The 13,705-nt window shown below is 70.1% G+C and carries 11 protein-coding genes and 2 tRNA genes; 10 read left to right on the top strand and 3 right to left on the bottom strand.

Features of this window, described 5'->3' with window-relative positions; all coding sequences use genetic code 11:
- Positions 1 to 61 precede the first annotated feature (61 nt).
- Positions 62 to 217, bottom strand: a complete 156-nt coding sequence (locus ABT369_RS11870) for a DUF5679 domain-containing protein (RefSeq protein WP_425516560.1) — start codon at positions 215 to 217, stop codon at positions 62 to 64.
- 377 nt (positions 218 to 594) lie between these two features.
- On the opposite strand from ABT369_RS11870, the gene ABT369_RS11865 reads away from it, so the two are divergent.
- Both ABT369_RS11865 and ABT369_RS11860 read left to right on the top strand, forming a co-directional pair.
- Positions 595 to 1,119: a M48 metallopeptidase family protein gene (locus tag ABT369_RS11865; RefSeq protein WP_350611725.1), complete on the top strand. Its 525-nt coding sequence runs from the start codon at positions 595 to 597 to the stop codon at positions 1,117 to 1,119.
- The gene (locus ABT369_RS11860) at positions 1,116 to 1,706 is read left to right on the top strand and encodes a hypothetical protein (RefSeq protein WP_350611724.1); all 591 of its coding nucleotides are present in this window, start codon (positions 1,116 to 1,118) and stop codon (positions 1,704 to 1,706) included. Before ABT369_RS11865 ends, ABT369_RS11860 begins: the two co-directional genes overlap by 4 nt.
- Positions 1,707 to 2,049: 343 nt before the next feature.
- Here ABT369_RS11860 and ABT369_RS11855 read toward each other — a convergent pair whose 3' ends face one another.
- The gene (locus ABT369_RS11855) at positions 2,050 to 3,447 is read right to left on the bottom strand and encodes a zinc-dependent metalloprotease (RefSeq protein ID WP_350611723.1); all 1,398 of its coding nucleotides are present in this window, start codon (positions 3,445 to 3,447) and stop codon (positions 2,050 to 2,052) included.
- A gap of 56 nt (positions 3,448 to 3,503) precedes the next feature.
- Between ABT369_RS11855 and ABT369_RS11850 the strand changes: the two genes are divergently transcribed.
- The 6 genes from ABT369_RS11850 (at position 3,504) to ABT369_RS11825 (ending at position 9,865) form a co-directional block, all read left to right on the top strand.
- Positions 3,504 to 4,538, top strand: coding sequence for a YlbL family protein (locus tag ABT369_RS11850; protein WP_350611722.1), 1,035 nt, complete (start codon positions 3,504 to 3,506; stop codon positions 4,536 to 4,538).
- 61 nt (positions 4,539 to 4,599) lie between these two features.
- Positions 4,600 to 7,590, top strand: coding sequence for a UPF0182 family membrane protein (locus ABT369_RS11845; RefSeq protein ID WP_502891729.1), 2,991 nt, complete (start codon positions 4,600 to 4,602; stop codon positions 7,588 to 7,590).
- A 117-nt stretch (positions 7,591 to 7,707) separates the two neighbouring features.
- Positions 7,708 to 7,781 (top strand) — tRNA-Met (locus ABT369_RS11840).
- 345 nt (positions 7,782 to 8,126) lie between these two features.
- A tRNA-Met gene (locus ABT369_RS11835) sits at positions 8,127 to 8,203 on the top strand.
- A 409-nt stretch (positions 8,204 to 8,612) separates the two neighbouring features.
- Positions 8,613 to 9,254: a hypothetical protein gene (locus ABT369_RS11830; protein ID WP_350611720.1), complete on the top strand. Its 642-nt coding sequence runs from the start codon at positions 8,613 to 8,615 to the stop codon at positions 9,252 to 9,254.
- An 11-nt stretch (positions 9,255 to 9,265) separates the two neighbouring features.
- Positions 9,266 to 9,865, top strand: coding sequence for a tetratricopeptide repeat protein (locus ABT369_RS11825; RefSeq protein ID WP_350611719.1), 600 nt, complete (start codon positions 9,266 to 9,268; stop codon positions 9,863 to 9,865).
- Positions 9,866 to 9,876: 11 nt separating this feature from the next.
- On the opposite strand, the gene ABT369_RS11820 is transcribed toward ABT369_RS11825, so the two are convergent.
- Positions 9,877 to 11,115: a LysR family transcriptional regulator gene (locus ABT369_RS11820; RefSeq protein WP_350611718.1), complete on the bottom strand. Its 1,239-nt coding sequence runs from the start codon at positions 11,113 to 11,115 to the stop codon at positions 9,877 to 9,879.
- Positions 11,116 to 11,447: 332 nt separating this feature from the next.
- On the opposite strand from ABT369_RS11820, the gene ABT369_RS11815 reads away from it, so the two are divergent.
- Both ABT369_RS11815 and ABT369_RS11810 read left to right on the top strand, forming a co-directional pair.
- Entirely contained in the window at positions 11,448 to 12,296 is an 849-nt protein-coding gene (locus ABT369_RS11815; RefSeq protein ID WP_350611717.1) for a glycosyltransferase family protein, read from the top strand.
- A gap of 58 nt (positions 12,297 to 12,354) precedes the next feature.
- Positions 12,355 to 13,692, top strand: coding sequence for a glycosyltransferase family 2 protein (locus ABT369_RS11810; protein WP_350611716.1), 1,338 nt, complete (start codon positions 12,355 to 12,357; stop codon positions 13,690 to 13,692).
- The last annotated feature ends 13 nt before the right edge of the window (positions 13,693 to 13,705 follow it).

Raw genomic sequence — 13,705 nt, 5'->3', positions numbered from 1 at the left:
CGCCGCAAGCCAGTCCGAGGTGGTGCCAGGTGCGAGGTCGATCGGGCGGCGAGCCGCCGGCTCAGGCCTTGCCGAGGATCCGGTTGACCGTGGTGCCGCAGACCGGGCAGGCGCCCTTGGCCATCTTCATGCCGGTCTTCGAGATGGCGATCTCGCCCTCGAAGTCCCGCTTCTCCTTGCATTTGACGCAGTAGCCGTTGTAGGTCTCGGCCACGATGCCCTCCTCAAATCGGTCCGGCACGCCCCGCGCACCGGTGCTGACCAGCTAGGCCAACGTGGTGAGTGTGCCTTGTCGGACACTCGGGGAAAGTGCGGTTAGACGGGACACGCCGAGCGTAATCGGAAGATCTTCCTCCAGCCGCACCGTACACACTATGCACAGCCTGGGGATAACCGTGTGGGCAACGGTGTGGGTTGCTGTGGATGAAATCGCAGCGGGCACCCGGAGCAGGCCGGACTTCCGGCGGAATCTTTCCGGCGAGTCCCCACGAATGGGTGACTTACGGGCGCCCTCCCCAAGATTGGGCCTTGCGAAGGGATGGCTGCCTACGGCTAGCGTTCCCCCGTGAGCGGGACCCGAGGGGGGCGGCCGGCATGACCCGCAAGCCGGTCATCGAGGTGCGGCGCAGCAAGCGCCGCCGTCGCACGGTGTCGGCCTACCGTGACGGCGAACGCGTGGTGGTGCTGATCCCGGCCCAGTTTTCGCGCGCCGAGGAGCGCGAGTGGGTCGACCGGATGCTCGAGCGCCTGGCGGCGCGAGAGCAGCGAGCTCGGCGGACCGACGCCGAACTGACCTCCCGGGCGCAGCGGCTCGCCGCCCGCTACCTGCCCGACCACGCCGCGGCCGGCCGTCCGGCCAGCGTGCGGTGGGTGCAGAACCAGAACGGGCGTTGGGGATCTTGCACGCCGGCAGACGGTACCATCCGGATCTCCCACCGCGTGCAGGAGATGCCCGACTGGGTCATCGACTACGTGCTGCTGCACGAGCTGTCACACCTGGTCATCCCGAGCCACAGCAGTGCCTTCTGGGCGCTGGTCGCCCGCTACCCGAAGTCCGAACGGGCCCGGGGGTATCTTGAGGGGGTGTCAGCGGCCGCAGGTCTTGGGATCACCGAATGACGGTCGCCGCCGTCGTCGCGCTGCTCGTTCCGGTCGCCTGGGCGCCGCCCGGCACCGACCCGGACGTCTGGCGCTCGGCGATGGCCGAGGATCTCGTCGACCTGCTGACCCCGCTGCCGCGCGTCCAGCCGGCCATCGCCGCCGTCGCGGACGACCTGCCGCTGGCCGCCAAGATCGCCTGGCCGTCGACCCGGATCTACGAGATCCCGGCGCCGACCATCCGGGCCGCGCTCGCCGCCGCGGCCGCCGACGGGCACGACAAGGCGGCCGTCCTGCTCGCGGACGCGCCCGACCTGCCGGCCATGCTCGTGGGCAAGCTGCTGCGCCCGCTGTCGACCCGCCACCTCGCGGTCGCACCGGCCCACAACGGCGGCCTGCTCGGCGTTGCCGCTCGCCTGCCGCTGCCGGAGTGGCTGCCGGAGCTCGACGCCGACGCCGGTGACGTGGTCACGGCGCGCCGCCCGGCCCCGGATCCGACCATGGTCGCCGCCGCGCCGGGCTGGCACCGGCTGCGCGGGCCGGAAGATCTCCGCCGTCTCGATCTCGGCCTGGACGGCTGGGACGCGACTCGGGCGCTGTTGACCTAGCGGTGCTGTCGGCGATGGACCGGAAGACGCTCGCCGTCCCCGGTCCGCGCGACTCGGGCGCTGTCGACCTGGCGGCGCTGGTGTGACTCGGCGCTGTTGACCTGACGTCGCGGTCGGCGCGGGAACCGGGAGACCTTCGCCGTCCCGGTCCCGGCCGACGCGACCGGGACGGCGAAGGTCCCGGCCGATGTGACCGGCGAACTGCTGACATGACGTCGCCGTGGGGGCTGATAGATAGGCTCAGGGTGACCAACGGCGGACCTGACAGCGTCGGCGCGCAGCGCCGAGCGGTGCCTGGCGGGAGCAACGGTCCGCACCCCCGCGGACCCGAGTCATGACGCTCTCAGCTCTCGTCGTCAGACGAGGGCTTCTTCTCTTCGGGCGACCGGTTTTCGGGCGACAGGTCGCCCAGCGAGCCGAACTCCTCGCCGAAGCCCAGGTCGCCGAGGTCCAGCTGGGTGCGGGCGAAGAGGTCCGGGTCGGCGAACGCCTCCTCGTCCGGCAGCAGGTCCGGGTGGCCCCAGAGCGCGTCCCGGCCGCTCACCCCGCGGTGCTCGGTCAGCGCGTTCCACAGCGCCGTGGCCTCGCGCAGCCGGCGCGGCCGCAGCTCGAGCCCGACCAGCGCGGCGAACGTCTGCTCCGCCGGGCCGCCGGCCGCGCGCCGGCGCCGGAAGGCCTCCGAGAGCTTCACCACGTCGGGCAGGCGCTCGCCGGCGGCGCGGTCGACCACGTGGCAGACCCAGCCCTCCACGAGCGCGAGCGCCGTCTCGAGCCGGGCCAGGGCGGCCCGCTGCTGCGGCGTGTCCTCGGGCGTGAAGATGCCCTCGAGCACCAGCTCCTGCGGGTCGTTGCCGAGCGTCGACGGGTCGATGCGGCTCATCGCCTCCTCGATCGCCTCGCGGTCGACGTGGATGCCGGCAGCGTAGGCCTCGACCGCGGCGAAGACGTGCCCGCGCAGCCACGGGACGTGGCCGAAGAGGCGCTGGTGGGCCGCCTCGCGCAGGGCCACGTAGAGGCGGACCTGGTCGTCGGGGACCTCGAGGCCCTTGCCGTATTCCGCGATGTTCGCCGGCAGCAGCGCCGCGGTCCCGGCCGGGCCGAGCGGCAGGCCGATGTCGCCCGCCGAGAGCACCTCGGCGGCCAGGGAGCCCAGCGCGGTGCCCAGCTGCCCGCCGAGCAGCGCGCCGCCCAGCGAGGCCACCATCGAGGTCATCGGGCCCATCTGAGCGCGCATCTCCTCGGGGACCAGCTCGGTCATGGCCGAGACCATGCGGGCCGCCACCGGGTCGCAGAGCTTGCGCCAGATCGGCAGAGTCTGGTTGAGCCACTCGCCGCGGCTCCAGGCGGCGGTCGAGCGCACGCCGGACGGGAGTGCGGACTCCGGTTCCAGCCACAGGTCGGCCAGCCGCAGCGCCTCGATCACCGCGGCGCGCTCCACGGCCGTCACGGCCGGGTCGCCGACGGGCTTCGCGGCGTCGGGGTCGGCCGGCTCGGTGGCCGGCATCGGGGCGCCGGGCATGGCGAAGCCGACCGGGAACTGCGACATGCCGGCCGCCGGGCCGCCCCCCGTGAGGTGGGCCTGCGCCAGTTGTCGCGCGAGATCCCAGTTGACCGGACCACCGCTGGGCGTGGCGAACAGCTGCTGCAGCTGGCTCAGGAATTGCTGCATCTGGCGCGGATCATTGGGATCCGGCACGTCGCCGCCGGACGGACCGAAGCCGAACGGGATATCTGCGGGCATGTCACAACGGTACTCGCTTCCAGGTGCGGTGGGCCGGGAGCGCTAGGCTCGCCGCCATGAGACGTCGTGGGCTGACCGTGCTGTTCGGCGCGCTGCTGCTGTTGGTGCTGTCCTGGCAGGCGACCGTGGTCAAGGTGCCGTACGTCGAGATGGGCCCCGGCCCGACCTACGACACGCTCGGCACGGACACGGGCAAGCCCGGCGGCCACCCGATCATCAGCGTCGACGGCGCCGAGGCGACCAAGTCCAAGGGCCAGCTGCGCATGACCACGGTGTCGGTCCAGCCCGACATGACGCTGCTCGACGCCATGATCGGCTGGTGGCAGAAGGACCGGGCGGTCGTGCCCCGCGAGCTGATCTACCCGCCGAACCGCACGCAGCAGCAGGTCGACGAGGACAACGCCCGCGACTTCCAGCAGTCGCAGACTTCGGCCGAGACCGTCGCGCTGCGCAAGCTCGGCTACCCAGTCCAGGTCACCGTGGCCGAGGTCAGCGCCGGCTTCCCGGCCGAGGGCAAGCTGCAGAAGGACGACGTCATCAAGTCCGTCGACGGCACCGCGGTCGACAGCCCCGACAAGCTCACCGAGCTCGTGCGGGCCAAGCCGGCCGGCACCAGCCACCAGATCGAGATCGTGCGGGCCGGGCAGACCTCCACGGTCGAGGTCGCGACCAAGGCCGGCGACGACGGCAACCCGCGCATCGGCATCCAGGCCGGCACCAGCCAGCCGCACCCGTTCAAGCTCACGATCCAGCTCGACCGCATCGGCGGCCCGTCGGCCGGCCTGATGTTCACGCTGGGCATCATCGACACGATCAAGCCCGAGGACCTCACCGGCGGCATGATCATCGCCGGAACGGGCACGATCGACGACGCCGGCGCCGTCGGCCCGATCGGCGGCATCCCGCAGAAGCTCGTGGCCGCGAAGGCCGCCGGGGCCAAGGTCTTCCTCACGCCCGCGGCCAACTGCGGCGAGGCGATGGACAATCCGCAGCCCGGCCTGCCATTGATCAAAGTGAACAACATCGACGATGCGCTGACCGCCCTCGACACGCTGCGGGCCGGTCGGACGCCGACGCTGTGTAGTAGATGACTACGCTGGACGAGTTTCCATACGCGAACGGGCGGAGCCGACCGTGGTAATGCGTAATCCTATGACCAGGGTGAGCCGGCGAGGACGGGTCACGATCGCCGTCCTGGTGGTCGTCTTCCTGCTGTTCACGTTGTTCGACCGGGTGGTCGGGGCGTGGGCCGACTATCTGTGGTTCTCCGAGGTCAAGTACCCCCAGGTCTTCACCGGGGTGCTCACGACCCGCATCTGGATGTTCGTGATCTTCGGCGTGGCGGTCGGACTCGTCATCGCCGCCAACCTCTACCTGGCCTACCGGACCCGCCCGCTGCTGCGGCCGCACTCGGCCGAGCAGCACGCGCTGGACCGCTACCGGCTGTTCCTGCTGCCGCACATGACCGGCTGGATCATCCTCGTCGCCGGCCTGATCGGGCTGTTCTCCGGCCTCTCGGCGCAGGGGCACTGGCAGGACTGGATGCTGTTCAGCAACAGCACCCCCTTCGGCCAGACCGACCCGCAGTTCCACGTGGACCTGTCGTTCTACGTGTTCGAGTACCCGTTCTGGCGCTACCTGCTCGGCGTGGCCTTCACCGCCGTGGTCTTCTCGCTGATCGGCGCGCTCGCCCTGCACTACCTCTTCGGCGGGGTCCGCCTCCAGGGCGCCGGCGAGCGCATGACGGCCGCGGCCCGCGCGCACCTGACCGCCCTCGTCGCGATCTTCGTGCTGCTCAAGGCGGCGGCGTACTTCCTCGACCGCCGCGGCCTGCTGCTGGACAAGTTCCCGACGCAGGACCTGTACGGCGCCGGCTACACGAACATCAACGCCCTGCTGCCGGCCAAGGAGATCCTTGCCTGGATCTCCATCGTCGTCGCGATCGCGATCCTGGTGTTCTCCAACGCCTTCATGCGCAACCTCGTGTGGCCCGGCCTGGCCCTGGGTCTGCTGGCGCTGTCCGCGGTGGCGGTCGGCGGCATCTACCCGGCCGCGGTGCAGTCGTTCACCGTCAAGCCGAGCCAGCTGCAGAAGGAGGCTCCGTACTTCCAGTACGCCATCGACGCCACGCGCGAGGCGTACGGCTTGAAGGACGTGAAGGTCGTCCCGTACGCGTCGAGCAACACCGACCCGCCCGCCTCGCTGACCAACGGCAGCGATCCGACGGTGAACAACATCCGGCTCCTCGACCCCGCCGTCGTCGGCGACACCTACACCCAGCAGCAGCAGGTCCGCGGCTTCTACGAGTTCAACCCGAAGCTGGACATCGACCGCTACACGCTGACCGACGAAAAGGGCAAGTCGCGCACCCAGGACTACATCGTCGGCGTCCGGGAGATCCGCTACGACCAGCTCCAGCAGAACAACTGGCAGAACCGGCACAGCGTCTACACGCACGGCTACGGCTTCGTCGCCGCCCCGGCCAACCAGGTCGTCTGCGGCGGTCAGCCGTACTACGTCTCCGGCTTCCTGAGCGAGAACACCAAGCCGGACAACCAGGGCAGCGAAGAGTGCGCCTCGGACAACGACCAGATCAAGGTCACCCATCCGCAGATCTACTACGGCGAGCAGATGGGCGACGTCTACGCGATCGTCGGCAAGGGCAAGGCGAGCGACCGCAACGCCGAGTTCGACCGGCCGACCGGGGGCTCCGGCGACCAGGACCAGTACTCGACGTACGACGGCAGCGGCGGCGTGGACGTCAACACCTTCTGGCGCCGGCTGCTCTACGCGTCGTACTTCCGCGAGACCAACTTCCTGCTCTCCGGGGTGCTCAACGACCACTCGAAGGTCATGTACGTCCGCGACCCGGAGACCCGGGTGCGCAACATCGCGCCGTTCCTGACGCTGGACAGCGACCCGTACCCGGCGGTCGTCGACGGCAAGATCCAGTGGATCATCGACGGGTACACCACGTCGGCGACCTACCCGTACGCGCAGAAGCTCGACTGGAACACCGCGATCCAGGACTCCTCGACCGGCGGCCGGGTGTTCCCGGAGCCGCGCCAGGACGTCAACTACCTGCGCAACTCGGTCAAGGCGACGGTCGACGCGTACACGGGCGAGGTCAAGCTCTACGCGTTCGACGAGAGCGACCCGGTGCTCAAGACCTGGAACAAGGCCTTCGGCGGCAAGCTGGTCCAGCCGCGCTCCGCGATCTCGGAGAGCCTGATGGAGCACCTGCGCTACCCGGAGGACCAGTTCAAGGTCCAGCGTGACCTGCTCAGCCGCTTCCACGTCACGACGCCCGAGGGCTTCTTCTCCGGCCAGGACTTCTGGGAGGTCCCGAAGGACCCGGCGAACTCGACGGCCGACCAGCCGCCGTACTACCTCGTCGCCCAGCTCCCCGGCCAGGACAGCGCCCGCTTCCAGCTCACCGCCGCGATGGCCCCGCGCAAGCGAGGCAACCTGGCGGCGCTCATGTCGGCGTCGTACGTCAACGGCCAGCCCCGCTTCGAGGTGCTCGAGCTACCGGCGAACACCGCGATCCAGGGCCCGAACCAGACCCACAGCAGCATGACGTCGATCGCCGACGCCAGACGCGAGCTCACCCAGTTCAGCTCGCAGAACTCGGACGTGTTCTACGGCAACCTGCTGTCCCTGCCGGTCGCCAACGGCATGCTGTACGTCGAGCCGATCTATCTGAAGGCGAAGAACGAGACCGCGTTCCCACGCCTGCAGAAGGTGCTCGTCGCCTACGGCCCGAAGTACATGGCCTACGCCGACAACCTCGCGGACGGTCTGGAACAGCTCGTCAAACAGGTCACCGGCCAGGCGCCGGTGCCCCAGACGGACAACGGCGGCAACACCGGCCAGAACACCGGCAACCCGTCCGGCAACCAGGGCACGCCCCAGGTGCAGGAGGCGATCGCGGCCATGAACAAGGCGATCGCGGACATGAAGGCGGCCCAGCAGTCCGGCGACTTCGAGGCCTACGGCCGCGCGCTCAAGGCGCTGAACGACGCCATCGCCCGGTACGAGGAGGCCACGAAGGCGGCGGGCGCCACCCCGTCGCCGAGCGGCTCACCAGGCGCTACGCCGGGCGCCTCGACGTCCCCGTCGGTCCAGCCGTCCTCGGGCTGACCGCATCGCTGATCACCCGGGCCGGCGGTAACGACCCCGGCCCGGGTGACACCCGACACGGTCACCCGGCACCGATTTGGACCTGACCAACCCCGTCCGCTAAGCTAAACAAGCCGACGCGGGGTGGAGCAGCTCGGTAGCTCGCTGGGCTCATAACCCAGAGGTCGCAGGTTCAAATCCTGTCCCCGCTACAAATCCGAACGCCCCCTGCTCCACGCAGGGGGCGTTCGTCGTTTGGATTTGTAGCATTCTTCGCGCTCACTTCGTTCGCTCCCCAGTGGGGGGCTTCGCCACCCCACACCCCCCATCAAGAACCTCGCTGGTTGCGCTTGCACCGTCGAGTCTTCGTGTGTCGTGTTTGGTTTGCTCGGGTTCGTTTTGGCTCTGGCCGTTGCTCCCGCCAGGCACCGCTTGGCGCTTCGCGCCGTTGCTGCCGGGTTGTCGGTGGGCGCGCTTTTTTTATCGGCTCTTGTGCTCGGGCTCTTGGGTTAATGGTTTGGGGTATTGGCTTTGGTGGGCTAATGTTGGTGGTGCGACGCGGGGTGGAGCAGCTCGGTAGCTCGCTGGGCTCATAACCCAGAGGCCGCAGGTTCAAATCCTGTCCCCGCTACCACGTTGAGAGGTCCCTGTCTTGTGGCAGGGGCCTCTCTTGTTTTTCATCGCGCGGTGGCTACTCGGCGTGACCGCTTCCGTCGGTCAGTCCATCCCGCTGATTCGCGCAACTGATACTTGGGTGCGAGCGGTGATTGCCTGAACGCGAACCGTGAAAACCGGGGCCGATCGCCATTCGCGGCGATGCCGGTTTACGGGGCTGTTGGGCGCTGAGCTGGGCAAACTTGGGCGAAGGAAATCTTCGGTCGCGCAGTGATCCTTCGGGCCAAAGTTCTGCTTCGGTTCGCTCGTAAAACGAGCGGGGCTTTCACTTCGCCACAATCACCTGTTCGGATACAAAAGAGATCGGGCCCGCTAGCACCGGGCCCGATCCGACCGTCCGCTCAGGTCACCATTTGCGAGGAGCCCTGATGAACGACGCCAAGCTTACCTCCGATCCGGCGCCGCCGGGGGCTGTCGCCCCGGACCGTCCCTGGCTGCCGATCCCGTGGCTGGTCGCCCACGCCGGGGTCGTCGGCGTCGGGCGGATCCCGGCGCCGGGTCTGCACGCGCTGCCCTATTTCGGTCCGTTGTTCGTGTGCGCGTCCGAGTCGCCGCAGCTGATCGGTGTCGACCGCGCGGTGGCGCTCCCGGCCGCCGCGGCGCTGGCGATGATGATCGGCGCGCTCGTCGGTCACCTCAACAACCCCGACCGCTGGGTCCAGCAGCGGCGGTTCAAGGTCACCAACCGGGTCGCCCGGCTGCTCGGCGGCATCGCCACGATGCTCGGCATCATGGCCACCCTGCCGGGCCCGTACTGGTCGGTGCTGATCGTCGTGGTCCCCGCCGCGCTCCAGGAGCTGCTGCACCGGGTCTCCAGGCGGCGGCGCCGGTCCGAGCGGCCGTCCTGCGGCTGCGGGCACGTGTGCCACCCGGCGAGCGCCGACGTCTCGGCCGGGGACGTGATCGCCGATGCCAAGCCCGGTCCGGGCACGGGCGAGCGGCGCGACTGGCCGACCAGCAAGGCCCGGCGCAACGTCTCCAACGCGCCGGCCCTTCCCGAACTGCAGTAGGAGAGGTACTCATGACGATCACCTGCCCGCCCGCCGACCGCGCCGGCCTCCTCGTCGAGGGGCTGCGGCTGGCCCGCGGTGGAGACATCGCCGCGGCCGGGGCAGTCCTCCGGCGCGCATCCGACGACGGGCGGGCCGGCGGCGTGCTCAAGCACCTCGTCAAGGTCCTCGCCGGGGCCGGGCAGTATGCGGAGGCGATCATCGTCGCGCTCGAGGCGGCGCGTTGCGAGGACCCCGACCCCACCGCGCTGACCCACCTCGGGTTCCTGTTGGAGACGCGGGGCGACTGGCACGGTGCCGCGCTGCTCTACCGGGAAGCGATCGACCGGGGCGACGGGCTGGCCCGCTGGCGCCTGACGCAGGCCTACGAGCGACGGGGCGAGCTCGACGCCGCGGTCGAGGTGGCGCGTGAGGCGGCCGACGCGGGCGACCTGGGGCCGCTGGAGAACCTGGCCCTCGGTCGGGAGGAGCGTGCGCGCGATGCCGACGCGACCGCGTTGTTCGAGCTCGCCGCCGACGGCTACGGCAGCCGGTTCGCGGGGTCGTGGCTGAGCGCGCGGCGGGAGGGGTCCGGCGACCGCCGCGGCGCCGTCGAGGCCGCTCGTGCCTAGGTCCGCGCGCTCTAGGTGGCCGCGTCGAGCCGGGCGGCGATGTCGCGCAGCGCGTCGAGCGGAGCGGCGACCCGCCCGGCGGTGATGGCCTCCGCCACCTCTGCCAGGACCGTCTCGGCCGCGCCGATCTCGCCGCGGTCGAGACGGTCGGCGATGGCCCGCAGCGCCGCGGCGCTCGCGGCCGGCTTCAACGACAGCTCCGGAGCGCGCCGCGGCGCCGGGAGCGTGACCGTGTTGCCGCTCAGCGCGCTCTGCATCTCCTCGCAGACCTCACGCAGGTGCTTGACCGCGGTGTAGAGCATCCCGGACCGCCCCTTCGTCGTCGTGAGGTAGACGTCGTGGGTGATCTCGCGCCCCTGGTGGATGATGGGCAGCCACTTGTACCGGTCCGGCCCCCAGGCGCCGACCTGCACCCCCCGCTTGAACTTCAGCGCGACGTCCGAGGGCACCACGACCACGCGGCGCTCGTCCGGCGGCCGGTGATGATCGGACACGACGACGCGTAGCACGTGGGTGAGCGTCTCGTAGGACTCGCCGGCGATCCGTCCGGTGGTTTTGAGGTCGTCCAGCCCGGCCTGCGCGATCGTGCGATCCAGCAGCACCCGGGAGCGAAGCGTCGTCGGCGGGAGCAGCAGCCGCCTGCGGACGAGGTCGACCAGGGAGATGGACTCGCCCGGGTAGCTCTCGTGGACCATCGCCTCGAGGCGGGGGCTGTACAGCTTGTCGAACTGCAGTTCGTCGATGGCCGAGAAGTCCGGACTGGGCGGGGGCCCGGTGATGATCGAGTAGACGCCGTCGAGCAGGGGCTCGATGGCGTGCTCCTCGAAGTTCGCGTCGGCGCGGTGCCGCTGCCGCAGCGGCATGACCTCGATCTTCTCCTGACCGACCGGATCGAGATCGATCAGCCGGCTCTCGAGGCGGCCGACGAACACGATGTGATGCGGCAGGCAGGCGATTCGCGGCATGCCGGCGTCGACCGTCAGGTTCGGGTTCATTTTCCGGTACGCGTTGACGATCCGCCGCGCCTGGGGAAGCAGCCGGGCGCCGAGTTCGGTGAGCACGTATTGGCCGCCCTCGCGCCGGAAGACCTCACCGCCATAGCGGCTCACGATCTTCTTCATGATCTGGCTGGCCCGGGCGTCCGAAACTCCGCATTCCTTCGCGGCCTTCACCATCGAGCCTGTTTCCTGGATGGCGAGAAAGAGACGCAGGTCCTTTTCGCTCGGCACCGACTGCTCTGGCGTAGGCACGGCGACACGCTAAGTGTTCCCGTTTGCGGAATGCAAGGCCTGAACGGTTAGTGCTGTCCGCCTATGTCTCAATCGCCGGGAATTGACGATAGGTGATGGATCTTGGCGTCTGGGGGTGTGACCCCTACCTGTCCTCGCCGAACCCCTGCCCGGATAGGGGGTGTCCCGCGTCGGGCTTGGGGCCCTGCTCCGGCGCGCGGCCGGTGTTCAGGGACTGTGTTCGGTGGAACCGGTTCCGGGGAACTCGCGAAAGTCTGGGGTCGGGGTTCGAGTGCGGGGCGGGGTAAATTTTTTCACGTTTGGTGGGAGCGCTCACACGAGAGGGGTCGGCCGTGCGGCGTGGCGTCTATTTTCTGGCCAACGACACCGTCCTTGAGCAGGCGATCGCCTTTCTCAGCAGCTTCCGCCGGTTCAATCCCACGATCCCGTTGTGCCTCGTGCCGTTCGCCGACAATGTGGAGCAGGTCGCGGCACTCGCCTCGCGGTTCTCGTTCGACGTGTGGCAGCGGCCCGAGTTGCTGCGCGAGTGCGACGACATCAGCAAGCTCTTCCACGGCGAAGTGGCCGGGCAATATCGCAAGCTCGCCATGTGGTCCGGGGAGTTCGACGAGTTCGTCTACATCGACTGTGACACCGTCGTGCTGCACTCGATCGACCTGGTGTTCCCGCACCTGGCCAAGTTCGACTTCGTCGTGTCGAACTCCAACGTGCCCGACGCCCGGCGGTGGGTGTGGCGGGACTCGATCATGCGGGCCAGGGCGCTCAGCCCGCGGCAGATCAGCTATGCGGCCAACACCGGGTTCGTCGGCTCCAAGAAGGGGCTCCTGGACCTGGACACGGTGCGGGCGAAGCTGGACCGCGCGCTCGCGCTCGCCCCGCACATGGAGCTGCTCTGCCGCGAACAGCCCCTGCTGAACTACCTCATCGTGACGTCCGGGCGGCCGCACACGAGCCTGCTCGCGATGATGGCCGTCTCCGGCGACATGTCCATTCCGCTCGAACGGTGGGGCGGCGGTGACATCGGCGTGGTGCGCGACGGGCAGGTCGTCACGCCGGAAGGGGGCTCGCCGACGCTGCTCGTGCACTGGGCCGGGGAGTTCCAGAAGGTACGCGAGCACGGGGGCCGGATACCGCATCACGAGCTGTGGTCGTACTACCGCGATCTCGTACCGCAGACGTAGAGACCCGGGACGTAGAGGCCCGGAACGGACTGGAGGCACCAGCGTGTCGGTCAGTGTCGTGATCCCAACCACCCTCGAACGGCCGCACGTGCGCGAGTGCGTCGAGGCGGCGCTGGCCTCGGCCGCGCTGCTCGGCCCCGACACCGAGGTGCTGCTCGTCGCCAACCGCGTGCCGGCCGGCGCGACCTACGACGGGCCCGCGGACCCCAGGCTGCGGGTCCTGCGCTCGGACCCGGCCGGCGTGTCCCGCGCCCGCAACGCCGGGGTGGCGGCGGCCCGGCACGACACCATCCTGTTCGTCGACGACGACCTGGTGGTGCCGCCGTCCTGGTGCACGGAGATGCACCAGGCGCTGCGCGGCGGCTGCGCGGCCGTCGGCGGCCCGGTCCGCCTGCGGGTCGTCGGCCCGATCACCGCGTTCATGAACCACCAGCGGTTCTACGACGCGGCCCCGATGGACGGGGAGATGGGCGGCCTGCTCGTCACCGCGAACGCCGGCTACCGCCGCGACCTCGCCCCGCCCGGCCCCCCGTTCGACACGGAGCATCACCCGCACGCCGGGGAGGACACCGACCTGGCCCTGCGGCTGCGCGCGGCCGGTCGGCGCATCGGCTGGCTCGCCACCCCGTCCACGCCGGTGCACCACGTGGAGGAGAACGTCCCGGCCCTGGTCGTGCGCGCCCTGCGCGACGGCCGCAGCAGCGCGCACATCTATGCCCGGCACGGCCTGCGCGCGCCCGTGCAGTGCCTGCCCTCGCCATGGCGCGTGTACTGCGCGTCGCTGGCCGGCCGGCCCGACTACTACCGCCTCTACGGCGAGATCGACGCGCTGCCGGTCCGGGCCCTGTTCGCGACGATGTCGCTGGTGCTCATCAACTGCCTGCACGCCGCGTATCTGCACGAGACCGGGCGGCTGTTCGATCACCCGCTGGTGTCCGTGGACGAGGACGCGCTCGTCGCGGAGCTGAGCACGGCCCTGTCGTCCGCCATCGAGGCCGCGTCCGGCGTCGCGCCCGAGGTCTGGGGCCGGCTGCCGATGAGCCTGTCGCCCGACCGGGTCCGTCCGACCCTGGAGGGCCTCGTGCCGGTCGCCGAGATCGCCGCCATCTTCAACCGGCACGCGCCCCGCGGGACCACCCCGACGCGCCAGCTCTTCAACCACCTGAACCGGGGCGACGGCGCCTGGATCAACCGGGCCATGAACGAGCGGGACCGGGCGGCCGAGGTCTGGCGCCGCCTGCTGCCCCGCATCGACGAGGCGACCCTCGACACGCTGGAGACCGAGGCCCGCCGGGCCGGGCTGACCCTGGGCGACGTCTGCGGCTACCTGGACCGCCCCGAGGTGCGAGCCGCGAGCCGGGAGAGCCGTTCGCGGGGCTCCGCACGGTCACGCTGACGGTCTTGGATAT

The sequence above is a fragment of the Dactylosporangium sp. NPDC000244 genome, from assembly GCF_040300725.1.
In the GTDB taxonomy this organism is placed as follows: Bacteria; Actinomycetota; Actinomycetes; order Mycobacteriales; family Micromonosporaceae; genus Dactylosporangium.
This window is presented reverse-complemented; position numbering and strand designations above follow the sequence as displayed.

Bases quoted from the DNA above. Each gene is read 5' to 3' on its own strand.
- ABT369_RS11845 (WP_502891729.1), top strand. From the start codon at position 4,600: ATGACCAGGGTGAGCCGGCGAGGACGGGTCACGATCGCCGTCCTGGTG.
- ABT369_RS11855 (WP_350611723.1), bottom strand. From the start codon at position 3,447: ATGCCCGCAGATATCCCGTTCGGCTTCGGTCCGTCCGGCGGCGACGTG.
- ABT369_RS11865 (WP_350611725.1), top strand. From the start codon at position 595: ATGACCCGCAAGCCGGTCATCGAGGTGCGGCGCAGCAAGCGCCGCCGT.
- ABT369_RS11825 (WP_350611719.1), top strand. From the start codon at position 9,266: ATGACGATCACCTGCCCGCCCGCCGACCGCGCCGGCCTCCTCGTCGAG.
- ABT369_RS11860 (WP_350611724.1), top strand. From the start codon at position 1,116: ATGACGGTCGCCGCCGTCGTCGCGCTGCTCGTTCCGGTCGCCTGGGCG.
- ABT369_RS11830 (WP_350611720.1), top strand. From the start codon at position 8,613: ATGAACGACGCCAAGCTTACCTCCGATCCGGCGCCGCCGGGGGCTGTC.
- ABT369_RS11850 (WP_350611722.1), top strand. From the start codon at position 3,504: ATGAGACGTCGTGGGCTGACCGTGCTGTTCGGCGCGCTGCTGCTGTTG.